The sequence below is a fragment of the Halorhabdus rudnickae genome (genome assembly GCF_900880625.1).
GTDB classification, from domain to species: domain Archaea; phylum Halobacteriota; class Halobacteria; order Halobacteriales; family Haloarculaceae; genus Halorhabdus; species Halorhabdus rudnickae.
In genome coordinates this window covers 1,145,342-1,164,680 of sequence record NZ_CAAHFB010000001.1, presented here as the reverse complement: position 1 = coordinate 1,164,680, position 19,339 = coordinate 1,145,342, and the positions used below count along the sequence as shown (strand labels likewise).

Here is a 19,339-nt window from a genome sequence, read left to right as displayed (position 1 = left end):
TTGCCATCCCAGATACACTGTTTTCGCTTTACTACCGTTGTGGCCGAAACTGCGCCATCTATACTACGAACGCAGACAGCGTGAGAGTATCCCTTTGAAATTTCAGTATATGTCCTCGATCAGTTCGAGGCCGACTGTGTCCGGATCGCGGACCCAGCCATCGGCTGTACGAGACGTGCCCCAGGTCTGCCCCGTCCAGTGGGCATTTACCGCCGGAGAACTACGTGACGGTATGGACGAATCAAGCGAGGCCGTTCCGGGATCCGACGAGGAGTGGCGCGAGATCCTGACCGAGGAGGAGTACCACATCCTCCGCGAGCGCGGGACAGAACCGAAGTTCAGCGGCGAGTACCTCGAGGTCGACGACGACGGCGTCTTCCGGTGTGCTGGCTGTGGGACGGCACTGTTCGACACCGACCGACAGTTCGAGTCCGGTCACGGCTGGCCGAGTTTCACCGAGGTGGTCGAGGACGGAAACGTCGAGACCGAACTCGACACCCGCCACGGTATGGAACGGACCGAAGTGCTCTGTGGGGAGTGTGGCGGCCACTTGGGCCACGTCTTCGACGACGGCCCGGAGCCGACGGGCAAACGCTACTGCATCAACTCCGCGGCGCTTGACTTCGATCCCGAAGACTGATCCTGCGACCTGTGGCGGACGCCGGCCGGAGGTTTTTTGCCCGCATTCGGGCATTGTTCGGACGTGTCACGAACCGATAGCGCCGACGGGAGTGACGGACTATTTGCCGAGGACTGGCGAGCCGATCTGCGGGACGTGCCGTCGATCCCTGGCATCGTCGCCGGGGGGGCAGCGTGGCTTTTCGGATACGTGCTCATGGCCGCGCTGTTTTTCGTTGGCCCGGCCACGTTGAGCGTCGGTTCGACGGGCGAACGCCTCCGGGGGATCGGGCTGATCTTCTACAACGCACATTTCGTCAGCGGCGTCGAAACACTTTCCGGAGGGGGAGTCCAGCAAACGGTCCGATTCAATCTCATTCTGGAACAGACCGGAACTGCGGTCCCGGCGGCGGTGTATTTTGTCATCCCCATCGTCGCGATCCTCGCCGTCGGGGCAGTGGTCGGCTTCGTCGCGCTGAATGCGGACGCCGAGTACGTCACGATCCCGTTGTTCGGTGTTGCGATGGCCGTCGGCTATCTCCCGCTTGCCGTGGCCGGAACGTTCCTCGTGGAACTGCCCGTCGGGTGGAGCCTGGGGACGCTCGTCCTGGAACCGGATCTGCTGGAAGCGGCCGCGTTCGGGTTCGCCTATCCCTTCGTCGTCGGGTCGGTGGGTGCGCTTCTGGGCTACGCCCTCCAGCAGTGACGTGCTGGCCGGGTAATCACAAGCCGGGAAGTGCGTCCGTATCGATGTCTTCCCGCCGCCCGTCGAGTATTGCGAACCGTTCGTCGCGGCGTCGTTCGAGCCAGTACAGCAGCCGCTCGGCCCACTGGAGTTTCCGTCGTTTCTCGACCCCGAGTGTCTCGTCGTCGAAGTCCCAACCCGGGAAGACAAGTTCGTCGGCGTCGAGATGATCGGCCAGGAACGCTGCCCGATCGCCGTCCGTGAATCCACCGTAGTTTGCGACCGGCCCGAGTGGGGCGGCCTGCGTCGTCGGAAGCACGGACTCAAGCTCGAACGCGGGGACGTACTGCCGGAGTGCGGGGACGTTGTCGCCGTGTGCGTGGACGGCCACCGGGACCGCCTCGTTCGTCAGTTCACGCACTGTCCCGGGGTGTTTGTCGAGGTCTGTCACAACGAGGTCCGGAGTCAGTCCCACCTCGGACAGCCTGTCGGCGGCCGTCGAGGCGGCGACCACGGTGTCGACCGCCCGAACGCGATCGGTTTCGTCCAGCAACGACGGCCCGGCACCCGCAATCGCCACGGTTTCCCCGGCGAACCCATCCGTCTCGGGCGTGTACGGACCGGCATCGACTGCTTCGACCAGCGAGGCGAGCAGATCCCGCGCCCGTTCGTCGCCCTTCCGATCGTAGCCGAAGTCGGCCAGGATGGCCTCGTAGATCGGTTCCCAGGTCGCGAAGTCCATCACTCGGCCTCGCGGGCGACGTATTCCAGTCGATCGACGAGTCTATCCGCGAGTTTCCCATCCCGTGCGGCCGTCGCCAGTCCTCGGAGGGCGGCGGGCGTCCCGACGAGCAGGTGGCTCCGGGTACCGTTGAGGAACTGGACGCCTCGATCGCTCGCCAGCGCGGCTATCTCGTCCGCTCGCCGGTCGTCCAGCCCCGTCAACTCGAAGACCCGCGTGACGGCTTCGTCGGGGTTGGACGCGGCCGCATCGACGCGGTCGAAGTGCCGCTCGGCCTCGGCGACACGGGTCACGTCGAGTTCCTCGATTCCCCGTTCGGGATCGCGTACTCGCTTGCGGGCGAACTCTTCGCCGACGATCGCGGCGTCGAGCGTCTCTGCCACGTCGTGGGTCCGGATCACGTGAGCGCCGCGCTCGACAGCCATCGCGGTCGCTGCGAGACTGACGGGCAGCGCTTCCTCGGTCGAACGACCGGTCAACTCACGGAGGAAGTTCTTGCGGTTGATCGAGACCAGCATCGGCCGAGCGAGCCCGCGGAACTCCCGGAGTCGGCGGAACGTCTCTCGGTCGTCCTCGCGGGTCTGGGCCTCGCTCCAGCCCCCGAAAGCCGGGTCGATGATCGTCTTCTCGGTGAACCCGCCCTGTTTGAGTGCCTCGTAGACCTGATCGACGTAGTCGGCCTCGGCCGCCCAGTTGGCATCGCAGCGCTCGGTCCAGTCCGTCTCTTCGATGGCACCCGGTCGGTCGAGGTTTGGCGGACTGGCCATTTTCACGACCGCGGCGTCGTGTTTTTCACAGACCACGGGCATCTCGGGGTCGGCGAAGCCACAGACGTCGTTGACCATGTCGAACCCCCGTGAGAGGGCGTCGTCGGCGACCGCACTGTAACGGGTCTCGATCGAGAAGACGGCGTCGCCGTCGACTGATTCGATGGTCTCGATCGCGGTGTCCAGCCGTTCACGTTCTTCCTCGGCCGAGAGCACGTCCAGGCGCTTGTTGGCCGATTCGAGGCCGACGTCGACGATGTCAGCGCCCGCGTCGATCATGTCCTCGACGTAGGCGGCTGCCTCGCCGGGGTCGGCGAAGACGCTCGGATCGTACGGCGACTCCCGGCTTACGTTGAGCACGCCCATGATCCGGGGCGGGTGGGCGTCGCCGATCCCGAGTCCTGCGGCGTCCACGTTGTGCATGGGCGCGGTGACGGGCGGCGGCGTGAAAAACCGTCGGTCCGCGGCGACTGCACTCAGATGTCGCGCCGGTCGAAGACGATCCCGGCGAGAAGGAGCAGCGCCAGAAACGAAAGCAGGAGGATGGCGCTGTCTATCAGCTCGTAGGAACCCTCGACCAGTAGCGTCGCTGGGTCGTAGTAGTGTGTCGGACTGATGTACTGGATCCAGTCGTATTCTTCGGCGCTCCCGATCGCCGACTCGACGAGAAAGAGGACGAACACGAGACCGATGGCCCCACGCTCCGCGATCGCTGCCCGACTGACTAGGACCGAAAAGACCGTTCCGATCGCCGCACAGACGAGCAAATAGGGGATCGACAGCGCGTGAGTCAACGCAAGGTGGGTCAGCTCGATCGACTCGTCGATGGCCTCGACCAGGAGATAGACGGCACAGCCGACGACGACGTTGACGACCACGATCGGCACCAGCAGTGAGGCGAACTTCTCGAAGAGGAGCCGACGTCGGGAGATCGGAAAGGAGAGCAACAGATCCAGGCGGTCGTTCTCGACGTCGCCAGCGATCATCCCTCCGGCAACGTACGCGAGATACAACCCCAGTCCCAGGACCCAGATGAAACTGTAGACTTCTGCGCCGAGGAATCCCCCGATCGTGGACAGCGACTCGGCACCGAAGGCGTCCTGCATCGCGGGCGGTAATTCCTCGAACAGTTCTTCGATAGCCACCCCATCGAGGACGGTGAAGTACCAGACGATGAACGCGGCATAGAGGCTGATCCCGACCGAGAGCAGCACGGCCCCCCGGACGCGGCGTCCGGCCTCGTATCGGGCGGTTTCAACCATCGAGACGCTCCTCGGAAGTACGCTCGTCTGGCCCGGACGCCCCGTAATAGTGGACGAATACGTCTTCGAGCGGGGGCTCACTGATTTCCACGTCGCGGACGTCGTGGTTCGCCAGCTCCTCGACGAGTGCGTTGTACTCGCCGGTGTAGATGAATTGCACCCCGTCCGGAAACTGCGTCACGTCGACCACGCCGTCGAGGGTTGGGAGTTTCGTACTGGCGTCGTCGGTCGTATGGACGCGAACGCGCTTGCCGCCTTGATCGAGCAGCGTTTCGACGTCTTCGAGTTCGACGAGTTCGCCGGCCCGGACGATTCCCACGCGATCACAGATGCGCCGCACCTCGCTCAACACGTGTGAGGAGAAGAAAATCGTCGTCCCCGCGTCGCGCTCGCGCCTGACGAACTCGTTGAACTCCTCCTGCATGAGGGGGTCGAGCCCGGACGTGGGCTCGTCCATGATCACGAGGTCGGGGTCGTGCATGAACGCCTGGATCAGGCCGAGCATCCGCTCGTTCCCGGTCGAATACTCCCGGATCGGTCGTTCCAGTGGCGGCGTGAAGATTTCGAGTAGTTCGTCCACTCGCTGCTTGCCCTTCATCGAGGCGTGATAGTCGAGAATCTCCTCGCCGGTGACGGCCTCGTCGAACCCGAGTTGTGCGGGGAGGTAGCCGATCCGACGTTTCGCTTCGATCAACGTCTCTTCGTCGTGAATGTCTGCGCCGAGAACAGTCGCCGTCCCGCCGGTCGGTTTCAATAGCCCGAGAAGCATCCGGATCAGCGTCGACTTCCCGGCCCCGTTCGGGCCGAGAAAGCCGAACACTTCCCCCTCCCGGACAGTGAACGACAGCGAATCGTTCGCGAGCACTTCCCCGTAGTCCTTCGAGAGGTCGGTCACCTCGATCGGCGGTGTTCCGGCGGGATCAGTGCCCATAGAACCACCACGCACCGATGATCACGAGGATGGCCAGCACGGCGAGGACGACGAGTTCGATGGAGAGGTCCTCACCACCTGCCTCCGTCACGGTGACGGCGATCGTCGATGGACGGGCCGTCTTCCGATCGCCGTCCGGCTGGACGTATTCGATCCCGATGGTCGCCGGGAACTGACTCGCCGGTGCGTCCCCGTCGACTTCGAGGGCGAACGTAACGGTGCCGGTCTCGCCCGGTCCTAGCGACGGGATCACGGTGGTCCGGAAGTCACTCTGTAGCGGTTCGGCGAGCGTGAGGTTCACCTGGACGTCCCGCATTTCGACGTCACGCTGGTTCGTGATTTCGACCGCGAGATCGCCTGATTCGCCTGCGGCGAACCTGGCGTCGACCGCCCTCGCCGTGACTGGATCCCGCCGTTCGGCAACCGCAACCCGGATCGGATCAGTCACCGACCGGGCGTCATCGTCACCAGTCCGATAACTCGTCGTGACGTCGATTTGTTGGGGGACCGGATCGGCACTCGGGGGGACGGCCACCGTGAACTGGAACGTGGCAGTTTCGCCGACGCCGAGGTCCCCGACGGCGTAACTCCCGCTTGCCGGCTCGAACGCGCTCTCCCCGAGCGTGAGTTGCACGTCCCTGACCGGGGCCGGTCCGTCGTTGCGTACTGTCCCCTGTATCTGCCCGTCCGCAGCGACGCGGAGCCTCGACTCGACCTCGGAGAAGGTGAACGATTGCTCGGGGATGGTGTCGATTCCGGCGGTCAGCGACCGGGAGCGCCGAGCGATACCGTCACTGTCTTCGTAATTGACGGTGAGTCCGACCGTGTACTCCCGGACGCTGGCTTCGGGCGCCAGTGACACGTCGTAGGTGACGCTGTGGGTTTCGCCGGGCGCCCACTCGCCGATGTGTCCACTCGCGTTCGGTGATCCGGCGTCGAAACGCATCGACCCGCTCTGTGAGGAGGCGACGACGGTAGCGCTGTGGGCGGTCTGGGTGCCGGTGTTGCGGAGAGAGACGGTGACGTCGCTGGTGTCGCCGACCTGAGCGGTGCCGTTCGTGTTGAGGATTTCGAAGCGGGCGTCCTCTTCGACTCTGACGGTGATCGAGCCGGTTTTCGTGACGGTGTACTCCGTCCGATCGACGCTGCCCGAACGGTCGTACGTGATCTGGCGAGTGTAGAGATACTCGTACTCGATGGGGATCTTGTACATACCGGGATCGGCATCCGCGGCGACCGTGATCGGGACTGACTGGGACGTACTTTCGACCGGCACGGAGCCGGCGGCGACTTCACCCGATTTGACGTCGATCGGCACGTTGCCGTCTTTGAACCGGAGCGTCATCGCCCGGGCGGTCGTGACCATGTCCTCGTAGTCCGGCGAGCCGGTCCGGTAGACTTCCCCGCGATTGGTGATGGAAACGGAGAGTTTACTGGCGCTACCAGCGGTGACGGCGCCGCTTGCCGTGCTGAACGTGATGTCTGGTTGGCCAACCACGCTCTGTGTGGCTTGCTGGGCAGCGATGGCACCCGGAATTGCCGCGACGCTTGCCCCACCAGCAGAGCCGCGAGAAGGACGATCCACAACCGACTCGATTGCACCCCAACGACCTCTTTCGACCGCGATCTGGGGTGGTCCATATGTCCTCTTCAAAGTGTGACTGAATATATTTAGCCGTAACTATCATATAGTTGTCGTATTCTGTAGGATAGTACGTCTCGGGCGTTCGGTCACGTCGGCGCGTATCCGTGGGTATGTTGTTGACGGTCCGGACGCGCGGGACGATACGATCGATCCCTTCCGAACGTGATCGTGACAGTCTGGTTTTCCCCGACAGCCCCATCCGGATCGCCTCGCCTGTCCGGATCGTTGCGCGCTCTTTTTGGTCGCCAGGCGAGTAGCCAGCGTATGGCCAAAGTCTCGATCGGGTTGCGCGGCTGGCGCTTCGACGAGGACGCGGTGTTCGAGGAAGACGGCTCGTTGAAGCCGTTGACGGAGATGCCTCGGGACGCCCGCGGGCGGATCCTTCGATTGACGGAGTTGATCAGCGAGCCCTGTGACGCCTGTTACATCGAACACGGCGAGGCGGACATCGAGCAGTGTGCCGTCGGAGCGATCGTCTATGGTGAACCCATGGGCGAGGTATTGCTCTGTGACGCCCACGAGAGCGATTTCCTCTACTGGTTCCGCGAGGAGGGTGGCGAGGACCTGGCGGGAACCAGGGAGATGGCCAACGCCTTCCAGGCGTGGTTCGACGAGGGCGGCCGCGCCCCGGCGGGTTACAGCGGCATCGATCACGTCGAGGAAGCGCCTGATCGGCTCCCGGCGTTCGACCCCGAGATCCAGTCGTTCGAAGCGGAACTCGAAGAGATGGACGAGAGCGAACGCGAGGCGCTCGATGTCGATCTGAGTGACCTCGACCTGGACGTATGACCGTCAGCGTCGCCGTCGTCGACGCCCAGACGCCGGGCAACGTCGGGACGATCGCCCGCGCGATGAAGAACTTCGGCGTAACTGATCTCAAACTGGTCGACCCACCGGAACTCGATCGCGATGGCGAAGCCTACGGGTACGCCGGTCAGGCCCGCGAGGACATTCTCCCCAACGCCGAGGTCGTTTCCTTCAGGGAGGTCGTCGAGAACTACCACACCGTTGCGACGACCGCGATCACAAACCAGGATGCGACCAAGCACGTCCGCTATCCGTTCGTGACGCCCCGAGAACTCGCCGATGAACTCCGGGAGATCGACAGCGACGTGTGTCTGGTGTTCGGCCGCGAGGATGTCGGCCTGACCAACGAAGAACTCGCCGAAGTCGATCAGATTTGCACGATTCCTGCCAGCGCCGAGTATCCCGTGCTCAATCTGGGTCAGGCCGCGACGATCGTTCTGTACGAACTTCGGGATGTGACGGTTGGGGATACCCAGCTGCCCGAAATCACCGACCGCGCCGATCAGCCCGCAATCGAGGGGTTACACGAGCAGTTCGCCTCGTTCCTGACGGCGATCGACCATCCCGAGGAGAAGCGACCGAAGGCCGGCCGGCTGTTCCGGCGGGTGATCGGCCGTGCCCATCCGACCGGACGGGAAGTTCGAACGCTTCGCGGGTTGTTCCGGCGGGTCGAACAGAAACTCGAAGATTGAGCAGCGTTTGCACGGTGGTCAATGGGGGGAGACCGCCTGACGGACCGACGAAAGAGACTTTGGGCAGAGGCATCGACTGTAGTTATGTCCGTAGACAGTACCCGAAAAGTTCTAATCGATACTGACACGGCTGGAGACGACACACAAGCGCTGTTGCTGGCGCTGACGGCCGACCGGATCGACGTGACTGGCGTGACGATCTGTGCCGGCAACGTCGCGTTCGATCGCCAGGTCGAGAACGCAAAGCGGACTCTCGAACTCGTCGGGGCCGAAAACGACGTGACGGTATATGAGGGGGCCAGGACACCGCTGCAAAAGGACCACGAATTCGCTGACGAAATCCACGGCGAAGGGGGGCTCGGCGGGGATCGATTTCCCGACACTGGGATCGAATCCGGCGATCAGTTTGCCGTCGATTACATTGTCGAACAGGCACGGGAGAACCCAGGTGAGATCACGCTCGCGGCGATCGCACCGTTGACGAACCTGGCGCTCGCCTACAAGAAGGAACCGGCTCTGGACGAACTGCTCGATGCGGTCTGGATAATGGGCGGTAACGTCAACTGCCTTGGGAACGTTACGCCAGCGGCGGAGTATAACTTCTGGGCAGATCCTGACGCCGCGAAGATCGTGCTACGGAATTTCGATGTCACGCTGTTCGACTGGGGGCTGACAGTTCGAGATACCGATTTCGGCCCGGAAACGCTCGAAACGATCGAGTCTGGGCCAGATACGCAACTCGCGGAGTTTTATCTCGATATCACGACGCAGGTCAGAGAGTTCAACCACGAGACGACAGGGAGAGACATGGTGACACAGCCGGACTCAGCGGTGATCGGGGCGCTCATCGAACCGGCCCTTATCGAAGAAGCCCAGACCTACGCGACAGACGTAGACGAACGGGACGGACTGACGCGAGGATACACCTGGGTCGACGAGAACGGCAATACGGACACGGAACCACGAACCAGAGTCGTCGAATCCTTCGACACTGACCGATTCGAACGGATGTTCCTGGATATGCTCTTCGAGGAGCGACCGGAAGCCTCCCTGGAGCAGTAACCGCAGAAGCAAGCAGATTAATGGCCGGGCTTTCCCGTCGTGGATTACAGTGACGGAGGTGTCTTACCGAGGCACCGTTTCGAAATGTCTCATATCGGCGATCAGGTCTGCCAGCACATGGGCATACAGCACCACAGCTGAGAGTATTCCGACGAACGGATCGACGACGACCCACAGAGTCGGGACGAGGACCCCCGCGATGACAACGTGGCTGATAAGTCGTTGGTAGGGACCCAGATCGTCTGTCTCGAAGATCGATCCCGGATCGGTGACAATGATCCATGGGGCACGGAGGACCCGGACGAGCGGATCGAGACTACCCGCGAGTAACCACGCGAGCGCGAAATGATCGAGGTCGATGAACACCCCTAGGGCCACGCCGTAGCCGACCGCGAGCATGGGATGGAGCGTGGGATCGCCAACGATGATGACGACGCCGGCGACGACCAGCGAGATTGTGGCGTGAGCACTGGAATACATGCTGGCTGTGTGGGTCGTTGCCCTCAGGCCCGTTTTTGAATTTCCTCGCGGAGCACGTCACTGACCACGTCGCCGTCAGCCTTTCCGCGGAGTTCACCCATGCATTCGCCCATCAAGCCGGAGAAGGCACCCATTCCTTCTTCTTTGACTTGCTCGGTGTTGCGCTCGACGACGGTAACGACGGCGTCTCGAACTTCGTCCTCCGCAGCACTGCCGAGATCTTCTTGCTCGGCCGCCTCTGTCGCATCGAGCTTGGGATTCTCCGCGAGGGCGGCGAGCAGGTCCGGAACGCCCTCTTTTGCAAGTTCGTCCTCGGCCAGCAACGAGAAGACTTCCTCGAAGTGCCGATCAGTCAGGTTCTCGACGGGTGCGCCGTCCCGTCGGATCTCGGTAACGGTTGATTCAACGGTTTGAGCGGCCAGCGTGGCGTCGACGCCTGCCTCGATCGCTTCCTCGAAGATGTCCCAGCGCTGGCCGTAGGCAACTTGTTCGGCCAGACCAGGGTCCAGATCGAACGCGGTCTCGTAGCGCTCGGTCTTCTCGGTGAGTAGTTCCGGCGTCTCGACCTCGCTGGGATCGGGGTCGACGGGAGGAACGTCCGTCTCGGGGTACATCCGGGCCGCACCGGGGAGCGGCCGGAGGTACCGTGTCGTGGCCTCTTCAGTGGCGTCACGGGTCTCCTCCGGAACGCCGTCCATTGCCGTCTCGGCCCGTTCGGCGACTGCCTCGATCGCCTGCTCGGCGATCTCCGGGTCGTCGGCCACGATGGCGACCGCGTCCGTGGCATCCTCGCCCACGACGTCATCAGGAGCGAGGCCGACGGCCTCGGTCAGCGCCTCGACTTCGTCCTCGGTGACGCCGTAGGCCGGGAGTTCGTCGGTGTGGAAGATCCCGCCGGCCCCGTGGCGTTTGGCGTGATCTGAAAACTCGGTGCCGAGTCGACGATCGGGTTGGATCTCCCGACCGACCAGTCCGCCGAAGCCGGCCAGTGGGACGGCCCAGACGTCACCGCCGTCGTCGAGTGCGCCCTGGATGACGCCGCTGTCGGTGTCTTCGAAGACGTCCGTCACGTCCTGTGTGTCGCCGATCGTAGCGTCTCTGTCGGCGAGTGCCGCGGCGATGTCGAGCAGTTCGACCTGGCGGCCGACTTCGTTGCGGACGATGTCCTCGATGTCTTCGAGACTCTGGACGCCCTTGATCTCGACGCGGGCCCCCTCGGCGATCGAGACGTTGACGTCCTGGCGGATCGTTCCCAGTCCGCGCCGGACCTGGCCGGTCGAGCGCAGGAGCATGCCGATCTGTTCGGCGGCCTCCTGGGCCTGGGCCGGCGAGGTGATGTCCGGATCGGTACCGATCTCGACGAGGGGAATACCCAGCCGATCGAGACTGTAGCGCACGCCCGAGTCGGTCTCTGTGAGGCGCTGGGCGCTCTCCTCTTCGAGCATGAGATCCTCGACGCCGACTGGGCCCTCGCTGGTCTCGATCTCGCCGTCGGTCGCGACCATCATCGTCCGCTGGAACCCGGAGGTGTTCGAGCCGTCGATGACGAGCTTTCGCATGACGTGGACCTGGTCGACGGCACGCATGTCGAGCAACTGCGCGATCTCCAGGGCGACGTCGATCGCCTCCTCGTCGACCCGATGTGGCGGTTCGTCGTCGGCCTCGACCAGACACGTCGAGTCGTAGGCGAGATACTCGAACTCGCGTTCGACCTGGCTCTCCTCGAGTGCAGCCTCGTCGAGCTCGCCGAGTTCGCTCTTCGTCGGGTGGAGGTACCGCGTGATAGTCGTCGTCGATTCCTCGGGTTCCCGAAGCCTCGTCGGGCAGTCACAGAACAGTTTCGTCGCCGTGTCGAGTTGCTGGTGGATCTCCAACCCAGCGATCAGCCCCAGATTGTCGTAGTCGAACTCCGCAGTCATTACCGGGCAGTGACACGGCAGCGGGGAAAAACGCTCCGTTGTCACCTCCGGCTCCCGGGCGGTCGTCGTCCGTTGCCGGTCTCGGCGCGTTTTTGTGACTGGCTTCCCAATAGTGTGGTATGCGATGGCGTATCTTGGCCGTCGCCTTGCTCGCGGTGACTGCGGGCTGTAACGCGATCGGTGGGTCCGAAGATCGGACGACGCTGACCCCTGCACCCGTTCCGGAGGATCCTCCAGAGGACGGCCCTGGATCGCTACTCGCACCGGGGGTGTGGGCCGACGGACGCGTCGATCCGGGGCAGTTAGCGAAGGGACAGCGGGCGGCCCTCGAGAACCGATCGTTCCGCTGGCTGTCGACCCAGAACAGGTCGGGACAGGTCGACAACGTCACGGCGGGGTCTCCCTCTCATTACCTGATCGTCTTCGAGAACGGGACTCGTTACTACCGGGACACGAATCAGATCGCCGACCACCGGAGCGAATACGTCTACTCTCACCTTAGCGTATACGCGAACGGGACCCACCAGTTCGTCCGCGCTCGGGCATTCACTGCAGCGGGGACGGAGTACACACGTACTCCGGTCACCCTGTCGGCCTACCGGCACATACGCACGACGACGGAGGCCGTCGAGAAGTATCTCAGCGTCGAAACCACGACCATCGAGACGGTGACCAACGAGGGACGGACCCGCATCCGGATCGTCGGTGAGGGAGCGGGCCCTCTCTGGAGCGACACCGTCCGTGACTACACGGTCCGGGCGCAGGTTACCCCCTCGGGGATCGTCACTGACCTCTCGGCACACTATCAGACGGTCACCGATGACTCCGTCGAGTCTGTCGACTACCGGTTTACCTTCCAGCAACTGGGGAACGTCACGGTCACGCAACCCGAGTGGCTCCCGGAGGCGCGCAACCGGACGGACGAGTACCCCCGCTGATTTACATTCCACTGTCCCACTCAGGGAGCAGTTAAACTCAGTCGTCTCGTCGCCCGCTTGAAGCCTTCCGCCAGCCCGGTCACTCCTTGCCGAGGATGACCCGGTCGGTCATCGTCGCGGGATCGAGCACCTCGTCGGCTTCCTCCTCGGTGAGATAGCCCTTCTCGATGGCGACCTCGCGGATCGTCTTTTCGGACGCCATCGCTTCTTTGGCAACCTCCCCGGCCTTGTCGTAGCCGATGGCGGGATTCAACGCCGTCGCCAGTGCCATACTCTGCTCGACGCGCTCCTCGCAGTGTTCGCGGTCGGCCTCTAGTTTTCCAACGAACTTCGTGGCGAAGGCCCCGCTGACGTTCGTGATGATTTCGGCTGACTGCAGGAAGTTCTTCGCGATCACCGGCTTGTAGAGGTTCAGGTCGATCTGGCCGTTGGCGGCACCGGTCGAGACCGCCGCGTCGTTGCCGACGACCTGGGCGTACACCTGGTTGACCGACTCGGCGACGACCGGATTGATCTTCCCGGGCATGATCGAGGAGCCGGGCTGGTTCTCCGGTTGATCGATCTCGCCGAGGCCGTTGCGCGGGCCTGACGCGAGCAACCGGAGGTCGTTGGCGATCTTGTGCAGCGACCCCGCGACGGTCCGGAGCGCGCCGTGGGCCTCACTCATGGCGTCGTGGGCGGCCTGGGCCTCGAAGTGGTTGTCGGCCTCCCGGAACGGGAGCAGCGTCTCCTCGCCGATGTACTCCGCGGCCAGTTCCGGGAACTCCGGGTGCGTGTTTAGGCCGGTCCCGACGGCGGTCCCGCCCAGCGCGAGTTCCTCTAAGCGTTCACTTGCGTTCTCGACGCGGCCAATCCCCTTCTCGACCTGTGTCCGGTAACCCGAGAACTCCTGGCCCAGGCGGATCGGTGTGGCGTCCTGGAGATGGGTCCGGCCGGTCTTGACCACGTCGTCGAATTCGGCTTCCTTGGCCTGGAGTTCCTCCCGCAGGGTCTCTAAGGCCGGCAGCACGTCGCGCTCGACGGCTTCCAGGGCGGCGACGTGCATCGCGGTCGGGATCACGTCGTTGCTCGATTGGCCGTAGTTGACGTGGTCGTTGGGGTGGATCTCGCGGGAGCCGATCTCTCCGCCAGCGATCTCGGTGGCACGGTTGGCGATTACCTCGTTTGCGTTCATGTTCGTCGAGGTACCCGATCCCGTCTGGAAGACGTCGACGGGGAACTGCTCGTCATGATCGCCAGCGATGACCTCCTCGGCGGCGGCGATGATCGGTTCTGCCGTCTCTTCTTCGAGTAGACCCAGGTCCCGGTTGGCCTCTGCGGCGGCCTTCTTGACGACGCCCAGCGCGCGGACGAAGCGCCGCCCGAAGCGCTGATCACTGATCGGGAAGTTCTCGACTGCGCGTTGGGTCTGTGCGCCCCAGTAGGCGTCTGCGGGCACTTCCATTTCGCCCAGACTGTCCGTTTCGATCCGGTAGTCCTCGTCGTCGGTCATTGCGTTCGACCGGACTCGCGCCAGGGGGTTAAGTGTCCGTGTCGGGTCAGTCCGTTCGATCTGCCCGCACGGTATCGTCACTCGACGCTGGCTCCGCCGTGCGTTCGTCATCCGATTCCGTGCCGGGTGCGATGGGGTGGTTCTCCGACTGATGGAGCGGCAACGTGACCTCGATCGCCGTCCCTTCGTCCCCGGTCGTCACTACGTCGATCGAGCCCCCGTAACTGTCGAGGAGTTTACTGACGATGTACAGCCCCAGACCGTGATCACCGTGTCGGGGCCGTTCGAACAGCATGTCGAGATTTCGATCCGGAATGCCGTCGCCGTCGTCCTCGATCCTGACGACGACGGCTCCGTCCCGGACGGTCCCGGCCACCCGTATCCGGAGGTCTGCCGGGTCGTTGTGTTCGACGGCGTTGGCAAGCAGGTTCCCGAAGACACGTCCGAGTAGTTCGTCCCCACGGACGGTGACGGCCTCCGGAACGGACTCTTCGATTTCGACGGTCGGATGACGGTCCCGTACGTTCTCGACCTCTGAACGGAGGACCTCGGTCAGGTTTATGGCTTCCAGTTCTCGACCGTCTTGCTTCGTGTGCAACAGCGAGCGGACGTCCCGAATCACGTCGGCCAGTTCCTGGCCCTGGTGGCGTATTCGTTCGAGACGCTCGTCTTCGGGATCGATCGGCTTGCTTTCGTCCTGTAGCAGTCCGACGGTCCCGAGGATCGTCTGTGTGGCGTTGAGAACCTCGTGGCGCAGGATGCTGTTCATGTCGTCGACGAGATCCCGCTGTTGTTCCAGATGCTGCGCACGGAGCGATTGACGCTCTGCCATGAGTGTGTGATAGATCGTCCGCGCCTGTGAGATACCGACGTACAGCCCGACGATCAGGCCCAGTGACAGTGCCCAGCGCAGCCAGTTGATCGTGAGCCAAATCGATTCCGACGGGAAGAAACTCATGAGGCCAACGTTGAAAACGAGGAACCCGAACCCTCCTACGGCACAGTACGTCGTGACCGACCGGTAGTACTTCGAGTGGAGCTCGCTCTCCTGTAGCCACTTCCCGCCCCACATGAGCCCGAGAGAGGCTGGGATGTGCGTGACGTATCCAATCATGTATCGCGGCTCGGACGCCACCGGAGAGCCGACTGCGAACAACCCGACCAACTCGAGTAACGACCACCCGAGAAGGATCACGCCGCTACCGAGAACTAGCAGCGGAATAATCTCATCCACTGATGTCAATGGCTTTCGCCACTCCACCATTATCTACCGTTTTGTTTTGCGGATACTAAACGCTCCCCTGTCCGTTATCATCTCTGAGGCTATCTCGTGGTTATCTAGTCGTCAATCGGTCCGGGGGAGTGCAATTGCTCCCACCGCAAACGCGACTACCGCGAGTACGGCGAGGACGCCGAGATTGAACAGCGGATCGGGGCCACTCGGCCACGTAGAGACGACCACGCCGTCGACGCCCGCTCCGGGTGGAGTCACGACCGCGCGGACGCCCCGCGAGAAGTACGTCAGCGGCGAGAGATCCAGCAGCGGCCGGAACCACTCGGGCAACAGATACGGCGGAACGAACGTCTCCGAGAGGAAGAGGAGGGGGATCGCTATCCCGTTGCTCGCCGAGATCACGCCGTCCTGGGAGTCCGCCAGGCTCCCGATCATCGCGCCGACCGCACAGAACAGCGCGACGCCCAGCGCGAGGAAGACCGCAAGCAGGGGCGACAGTGCGATCTCGGCCCCGGTCCCGATCACCATCACGGCCAGGATGAGCACGGCCGCGACCCCGATGATCAGGACGTTCACCAGCGTCTGGGCGGCGAGCCACTCGACCCGCGAGAGGGGCGTCGTCGCCAACTTCTCGAAGCGATTGCCCTCCCGGTGGCGCGCGACCTCGCTGCCCACCCGCGAAAGCGGTGTGAACAGGACGACAACGGCGAGGTACCCCGGAACGTAGTAGGCCGGCGACTCCGTGAACAGGCCGCCGCCGGTCGGCCGCGTCTGGATCAACACGCCGAAGATCCCGACGATCAGGAGTGGAAAGAGGAACGTGAAGAACACGGCTGTCCGGCGCCGGAGGAACGCCTTCCCGGCCGCTCGCGTCTCGCTGCCGAGCCGACTCGCGAGGCTCACTCGTCTCCCTCCACTGGCTGTGTTCCGGCTGGTCCAGTTGTCCGCTGGCTACCCTCCGTCGAGTCGGTCGACTGTTCGTCGTCTTCCGTCGGTCTGGTCGACTGTTCGTCGTCTTCCGCTAGTACGTCACCGCCGCGTCCGACGGCTTGGCCGGTGAGTTCGAGATAGACGTCTTCGAGTGTCGGTTCCGCCCAGGATAGCGAATCGGCTTCGATACCCTCCTCGGACAGTGCCTCGACGACCGTCCCGATCTCGGTCGGCGCGACGTCGTAGACGAGTAGCTCGTCGTCGGTCGTCGCCGTCCGGTAGCCCAGGTCGAGATCGAACGATCCGGGTGCCGGGGTCGTCTCGATCGTCAGCCGCGTCTCGCCGCCGTGGGCGTTGATGAGCACAGAGGGGGTGTCGACGGCGACGAGTTCCCCGTCGGCGAGGAGTCCGACCCGGTCGGCCAGCCGCTGGGCTTCGGCCATGTAGTGAGTCGTCAGCACCACCGTCGTCCCCGCCGCGGCTAACTCCTCAATCAGCTCCCAGAGTCGTCGTCGGCCCGCCGGATCGATCCCGGTGGTCGGCTCGTCGAGGAGCAACAGATCGGGGTCGTTCACCAGCGCCGTGCCGACGCAGGCTCGGCGTTGCTGGCCACCGGAGAGGTTCTCGTATGTCGTCTGGGCGCTGTCGGTCAGCCCTACGTCTGGCAGAATCCGTCCCGGCGAGTGCGCGTCGTCGTAGAGGCCGGCGTAGTACGCGATCAACTCCCGGGCGGTCAGCCGTTCGTGAGGCGTAAAGTCCTGCGGGAGCAGCCCGATCCGCGAGCGATCGAATGTCCGTGGATCTTCACCGAACAGCGCGACTTCGCCTTCGTGGTCGGTCGTGCCCGTGAGCGCCCGGACCAGCGTGGTCTTGCCCGCGCCGTTGGGGCCGACCAGCGCGAAAACTTCGCCTGCCGCGACAGTCAGGGAGACGCCGGAAAGCGCCACGGTGTCACCGTAACTCCGTCGGACATTTTCGGCGACGATTGCGTCCGTCACGATCCGTTCACCCCGAGGAACCCCCTAAAGTGAATCGGTTCAGCGTCGAGAACGACGGCCGCCAGACCAAAAGCAGGACTGCGAGGACGAACACGACCGTCGAGAGGTCGTATCCACCGGCGTAGACTATCCCTGCCAGCGCTGTTGACCCGCCGATGGCTCCCGTCAGCGGGACGACCACCGCGGCCCAGACACAGGAGACACACGAGAACAGCCCCAGGACGGCCGGAACGAACCCAGCCGCTTCCACGACCATCGCGTAGACGAGGTACGACAGCGTAACGTACCCAAGCACTTTGAACGGGAGCAGCGTCACCAGCAGGCCGGCGGCGTCGACCGACACCGAGGGCCCCCAGCCGGGTGGAATCGTCAGGGCGTTGACCGAGACGTCGAACCCGCCCGATCCGGCCAGCGAGACCAGCCCGCCCAGATACGACAGGACGAGCAAGTACCCGACTGCCAGCACCCCGGCGAACAGGCGCCGACGGGTGGGCGCGGCCGGCGGCCGGACGCGGGCGAGTGCCCACAGCGAGACGTTGATCCAGACGAACGGGTAGACGTACAGTCGGAGGGCAGCCAGGTTCAGCAACTGCGTGTCGCTGAACAAGACGTATCCCAGTATCACCAGCGCCTCGGTATTGACCAGTAGCGCGCCCCAGACGAGCGTCTCGCGGGACGGGAGCGGGAGCGACCGCGGGAGTGTGACGGTGCTCATACGACCATGGCGTCGATCACGACCGCGACCAGCAGCGCCCCCAGAAAGGCGTTCGAGGCGTGGAAGGCCCGGAAGGCCGCGGCCGTCGTTCGCTCGCGATGCAGTGCCAGGACGGCCCACAGGAAGACGGCGCCGACGGTCGCGACGGTTGCCCCGTAGAGGACGCCCAGGTTCGCCAGCGCGGCGAGCCCGCTTGCGGCCAGCAGCGTCGCGCCGAGGTACAGCAGGATATGTTTGCGCGTGACCGTCGCGCCGTGAACGACGGGCATCATCGGGAAGCCGCCGCGCTCGTAGTCATCGCGGTAGGCCAGCGCCAGGTTGTAGAAGTGCGCTGGCGTCCACAGGAAGACGATTCCCGCAAGTGCAAGACCGGGCACGCCGAGTGTCCCCGTGACGGCGGCCCAGCCGATCAGTGCCGGGAGCGCTCCCGCGAAGCCACCGAGGACGGTATTTTGTACCGTATTGGGCTTCAACAGCAGGGTGTAGACGACGCTGTAAAACAGGATCGCCGAGAGACCGAGTGCGGCCGCAAGTAGGTTGATCGACGCGAAGACGGCCAGCGAGAGGGTCGCCAGCGCGAGGCCGAATACCACGGCGTTGCGGATCGGGACACGATCGGTTGCGACCGGCCGATCCGACGTGCGTTCCATCCGTTTGTCACGGTCTCGTTCGAGGATGTGATTGAAGGTTCCGCTGGCACCGATGGCGAGGACGCCACCTGAAAGCGTCGCGAGTACTGTCCCGGTCGTCAATGCTTGCCCGCCCGCTGCAGCAAGTGCCATCCCCGCAGAGGCGACGAGACACAGCAGCCACATCAATCGCGGCTTAGTCAGGCTAACGTACGCCCGGAGGGTCGCGATGATCTCTCCGAGGGGGCCGCGGTCGCGTCGGCCGCCCGCCTGGGTGCTCCCGTCTGTGGCGTCTCCGGCAGGGACCGGATCAGGATCCGGTTGGGTCACGGAGCGATCGTCGGGATCGCCGTACTCGACTTCGAGGTGCCAGGCCAGCGCGAGTACGAGCGCCCCGAAGATGCTCATCGCCACGCCAAGGTGGATTGTCGGCGAGATCCCGGCGGCGCCGGTGACTGTTACGACCGCTCCCAGGCCGATCTGGAGGGGAAAGAGCACGACCGCGAGGGCGAGCGCCCCCCGGACCCGGCGATCCGAAACGCGCCGGAAGCCGACGACGGTGGTCAGTAACACCGCCGCGCCGACGGTGGCGGCGAGTAGCCGATGGACCCAGGCGATAGCCAGTGCGGGCGACTCCACAGAAGGGATCCCGCAGGCCGGCCAACTCGAACAGGTCGCGGCGGCGTCGGCGATCGAGGCGGTCGCCCCCGCGACGACGAGCAGATAGACGCCGACGATGGTCCCGGCAAGTAACGTCGACAGCGGGACGCCGTCGACTCGATTCCGTAACACT

General features: G+C 64.1%; 18 protein-coding genes and 1 pseudogene. 6 read left to right on the top strand and 13 right to left on the bottom strand.

What is annotated here, in order from left to right:
• Positions 1-232 precede the first annotated feature (232 nt).
• Both msrB and BN2694_RS05745 read left to right on the top strand, forming a co-directional pair.
• Positions 233-640 carry a peptide-methionine (R)-S-oxide reductase MsrB gene (gene msrB / locus BN2694_RS05750; RefSeq protein ID WP_135663482.1) on the top strand — a complete coding sequence of 136 codons (408 nt, stop codon included), beginning with the start codon at positions 233-235 and terminating at the stop codon, positions 638-640.
• Positions 641-703: 63 nt separating this feature from the next.
• Positions 704-1,324, top strand: a complete 621-nt coding sequence (locus BN2694_RS05745) for a hypothetical protein (protein WP_244605366.1) — start codon at positions 704-706, stop codon at positions 1,322-1,324.
• Between the two features lie 16 nt (positions 1,325-1,340).
• Here the strand turns inward: BN2694_RS05745 and BN2694_RS05740 are convergent, their stop codons facing one another.
• From BN2694_RS05740 to BN2694_RS05720, 5 genes and pseudogenes are all read right to left on the bottom strand, one after another.
• Positions 1,341-2,045 carry a 6-hydroxymethylpterin diphosphokinase MptE-like protein gene (locus tag BN2694_RS05740; RefSeq protein WP_135663480.1) on the bottom strand — a complete coding sequence of 235 codons (705 nt, stop codon included), beginning with the start codon at positions 2,043-2,045 and terminating at the stop codon, positions 1,341-1,343.
• Positions 2,045-3,235, bottom strand: coding sequence for a dihydropteroate synthase (folP, locus tag BN2694_RS05735; protein WP_135663477.1), 1,191 nt, complete (start codon positions 3,233-3,235; stop codon positions 2,045-2,047). The genes BN2694_RS05740 and folP overlap by 1 nt, the downstream gene beginning before the upstream one ends.
• A 53-nt stretch (positions 3,236-3,288) precedes the next feature.
• On the bottom strand, positions 3,289-4,074 hold the full coding sequence (locus BN2694_RS05730) for an ABC transporter permease (RefSeq protein ID WP_135663475.1): 786 nt from the start codon (positions 4,072-4,074) through the stop codon (positions 3,289-3,291).
• Positions 4,067-4,936: pseudogene (locus BN2694_RS05725) on the bottom strand (ATP-binding cassette domain-containing protein); the annotation flags it as partial. The pseudogene BN2694_RS05725 and the gene BN2694_RS05730, both read right to left, overlap by 8 nt.
• Before the next feature lie 58 nt (positions 4,937-4,994).
• A complete protein-coding gene (locus tag BN2694_RS05720; RefSeq protein ID WP_135663471.1) occupies positions 4,995-6,590 on the bottom strand; it encodes a COG1361 S-layer family protein in 1,596 nt (531 codons plus the stop codon).
• 324 nt (positions 6,591-6,914) lie between these two features.
• Here BN2694_RS05720 and BN2694_RS05715 point away from each other — a divergent pair, with 324 nt between their 5' ends.
• From BN2694_RS05715 to BN2694_RS05705, 3 genes are all read left to right on the top strand, one after another.
• Positions 6,915-7,439, top strand: coding sequence for a hypothetical protein (locus BN2694_RS05715; protein WP_135663469.1), 525 nt, complete (start codon positions 6,915-6,917; stop codon positions 7,437-7,439).
• The gene (locus tag BN2694_RS05710) at positions 7,436-8,149 is read left to right on the top strand and encodes an RNA methyltransferase (RefSeq protein ID WP_135663467.1); all 714 of its coding nucleotides are present in this window, start codon (positions 7,436-7,438) and stop codon (positions 8,147-8,149) included. Before BN2694_RS05715 ends, BN2694_RS05710 begins: the two co-directional genes overlap by 4 nt.
• An 84-nt stretch (positions 8,150-8,233) precedes the next feature.
• Complete coding sequence (locus tag BN2694_RS05705) at positions 8,234-9,211, top strand: nucleoside hydrolase (RefSeq protein WP_135663465.1); 978 nt, start codon at positions 8,234-8,236, stop codon at positions 9,209-9,211.
• Between the two features lie 63 nt (positions 9,212-9,274).
• Here BN2694_RS05705 and BN2694_RS05700 read toward each other — a convergent pair whose 3' ends face one another.
• Positions 9,275-9,691 (bottom strand): hypothetical protein, encoded by a 417-nt coding sequence (locus BN2694_RS05700; protein WP_135663463.1) that lies wholly within the window; start codon positions 9,689-9,691, stop codon positions 9,275-9,277.
• Positions 9,692-9,714: 23 nt separating this feature from the next.
• Positions 9,715-11,610, bottom strand: a complete 1,896-nt coding sequence (gene gatE / locus BN2694_RS05695; protein WP_135663461.1) for a Glu-tRNA(Gln) amidotransferase subunit GatE — start codon at positions 11,608-11,610, stop codon at positions 9,715-9,717.
• A 119-nt stretch (positions 11,611-11,729) separates the two neighbouring features.
• On the opposite strand from gatE, the gene BN2694_RS05690 reads away from it, so the two are divergent.
• On the top strand, positions 11,730-12,548 hold the full coding sequence (locus BN2694_RS05690) for a hypothetical protein (protein ID WP_135663459.1): 819 nt from the start codon (positions 11,730-11,732) through the stop codon (positions 12,546-12,548).
• A 79-nt stretch (positions 12,549-12,627) separates the two neighbouring features.
• On the opposite strand, the gene BN2694_RS05685 is transcribed toward BN2694_RS05690, so the two are convergent.
• From BN2694_RS05685 to BN2694_RS05660, 6 genes are all read right to left on the bottom strand, one after another.
• The gene (locus BN2694_RS05685) at positions 12,628-14,040 is read right to left on the bottom strand and encodes a class II fumarate hydratase (RefSeq protein ID WP_135663457.1); all 1,413 of its coding nucleotides are present in this window, start codon (positions 14,038-14,040) and stop codon (positions 12,628-12,630) included.
• Positions 14,041-14,086: 46 nt separating this feature from the next.
• Positions 14,087-15,304 carry a sensor histidine kinase gene (locus BN2694_RS05680; protein WP_135663455.1) on the bottom strand — a complete coding sequence of 406 codons (1,218 nt, stop codon included), beginning with the start codon at positions 15,302-15,304 and terminating at the stop codon, positions 14,087-14,089.
• An 81-nt stretch (positions 15,305-15,385) separates the two neighbouring features.
• On the bottom strand, positions 15,386-16,177 hold the full coding sequence (locus BN2694_RS05675; RefSeq protein WP_135663453.1) for an ABC transporter permease: 792 nt from the start codon (positions 16,175-16,177) through the stop codon (positions 15,386-15,388).
• Positions 16,174-17,202 (bottom strand): ABC transporter ATP-binding protein, encoded by a 1,029-nt coding sequence (locus tag BN2694_RS05670; protein ID WP_135663451.1) that lies wholly within the window; start codon positions 17,200-17,202, stop codon positions 16,174-16,176. The genes BN2694_RS05675 and BN2694_RS05670 overlap by 4 nt, the downstream gene beginning before the upstream one ends.
• Positions 17,203-17,209: 7 nt before the next feature.
• Positions 17,210-17,917, bottom strand: a complete 708-nt coding sequence (locus BN2694_RS05665; protein WP_135663449.1) for a DUF7546 family protein — start codon at positions 17,915-17,917, stop codon at positions 17,210-17,212.
• Positions 17,914-19,338: a heme o synthase gene (locus BN2694_RS05660; protein WP_135663447.1), complete on the bottom strand. Its 1,425-nt coding sequence runs from the start codon at positions 19,336-19,338 to the stop codon at positions 17,914-17,916. Before BN2694_RS05660 ends, BN2694_RS05665 begins: the two co-directional genes overlap by 4 nt.
• Position 19,339 lies beyond the last annotated feature (1 nt).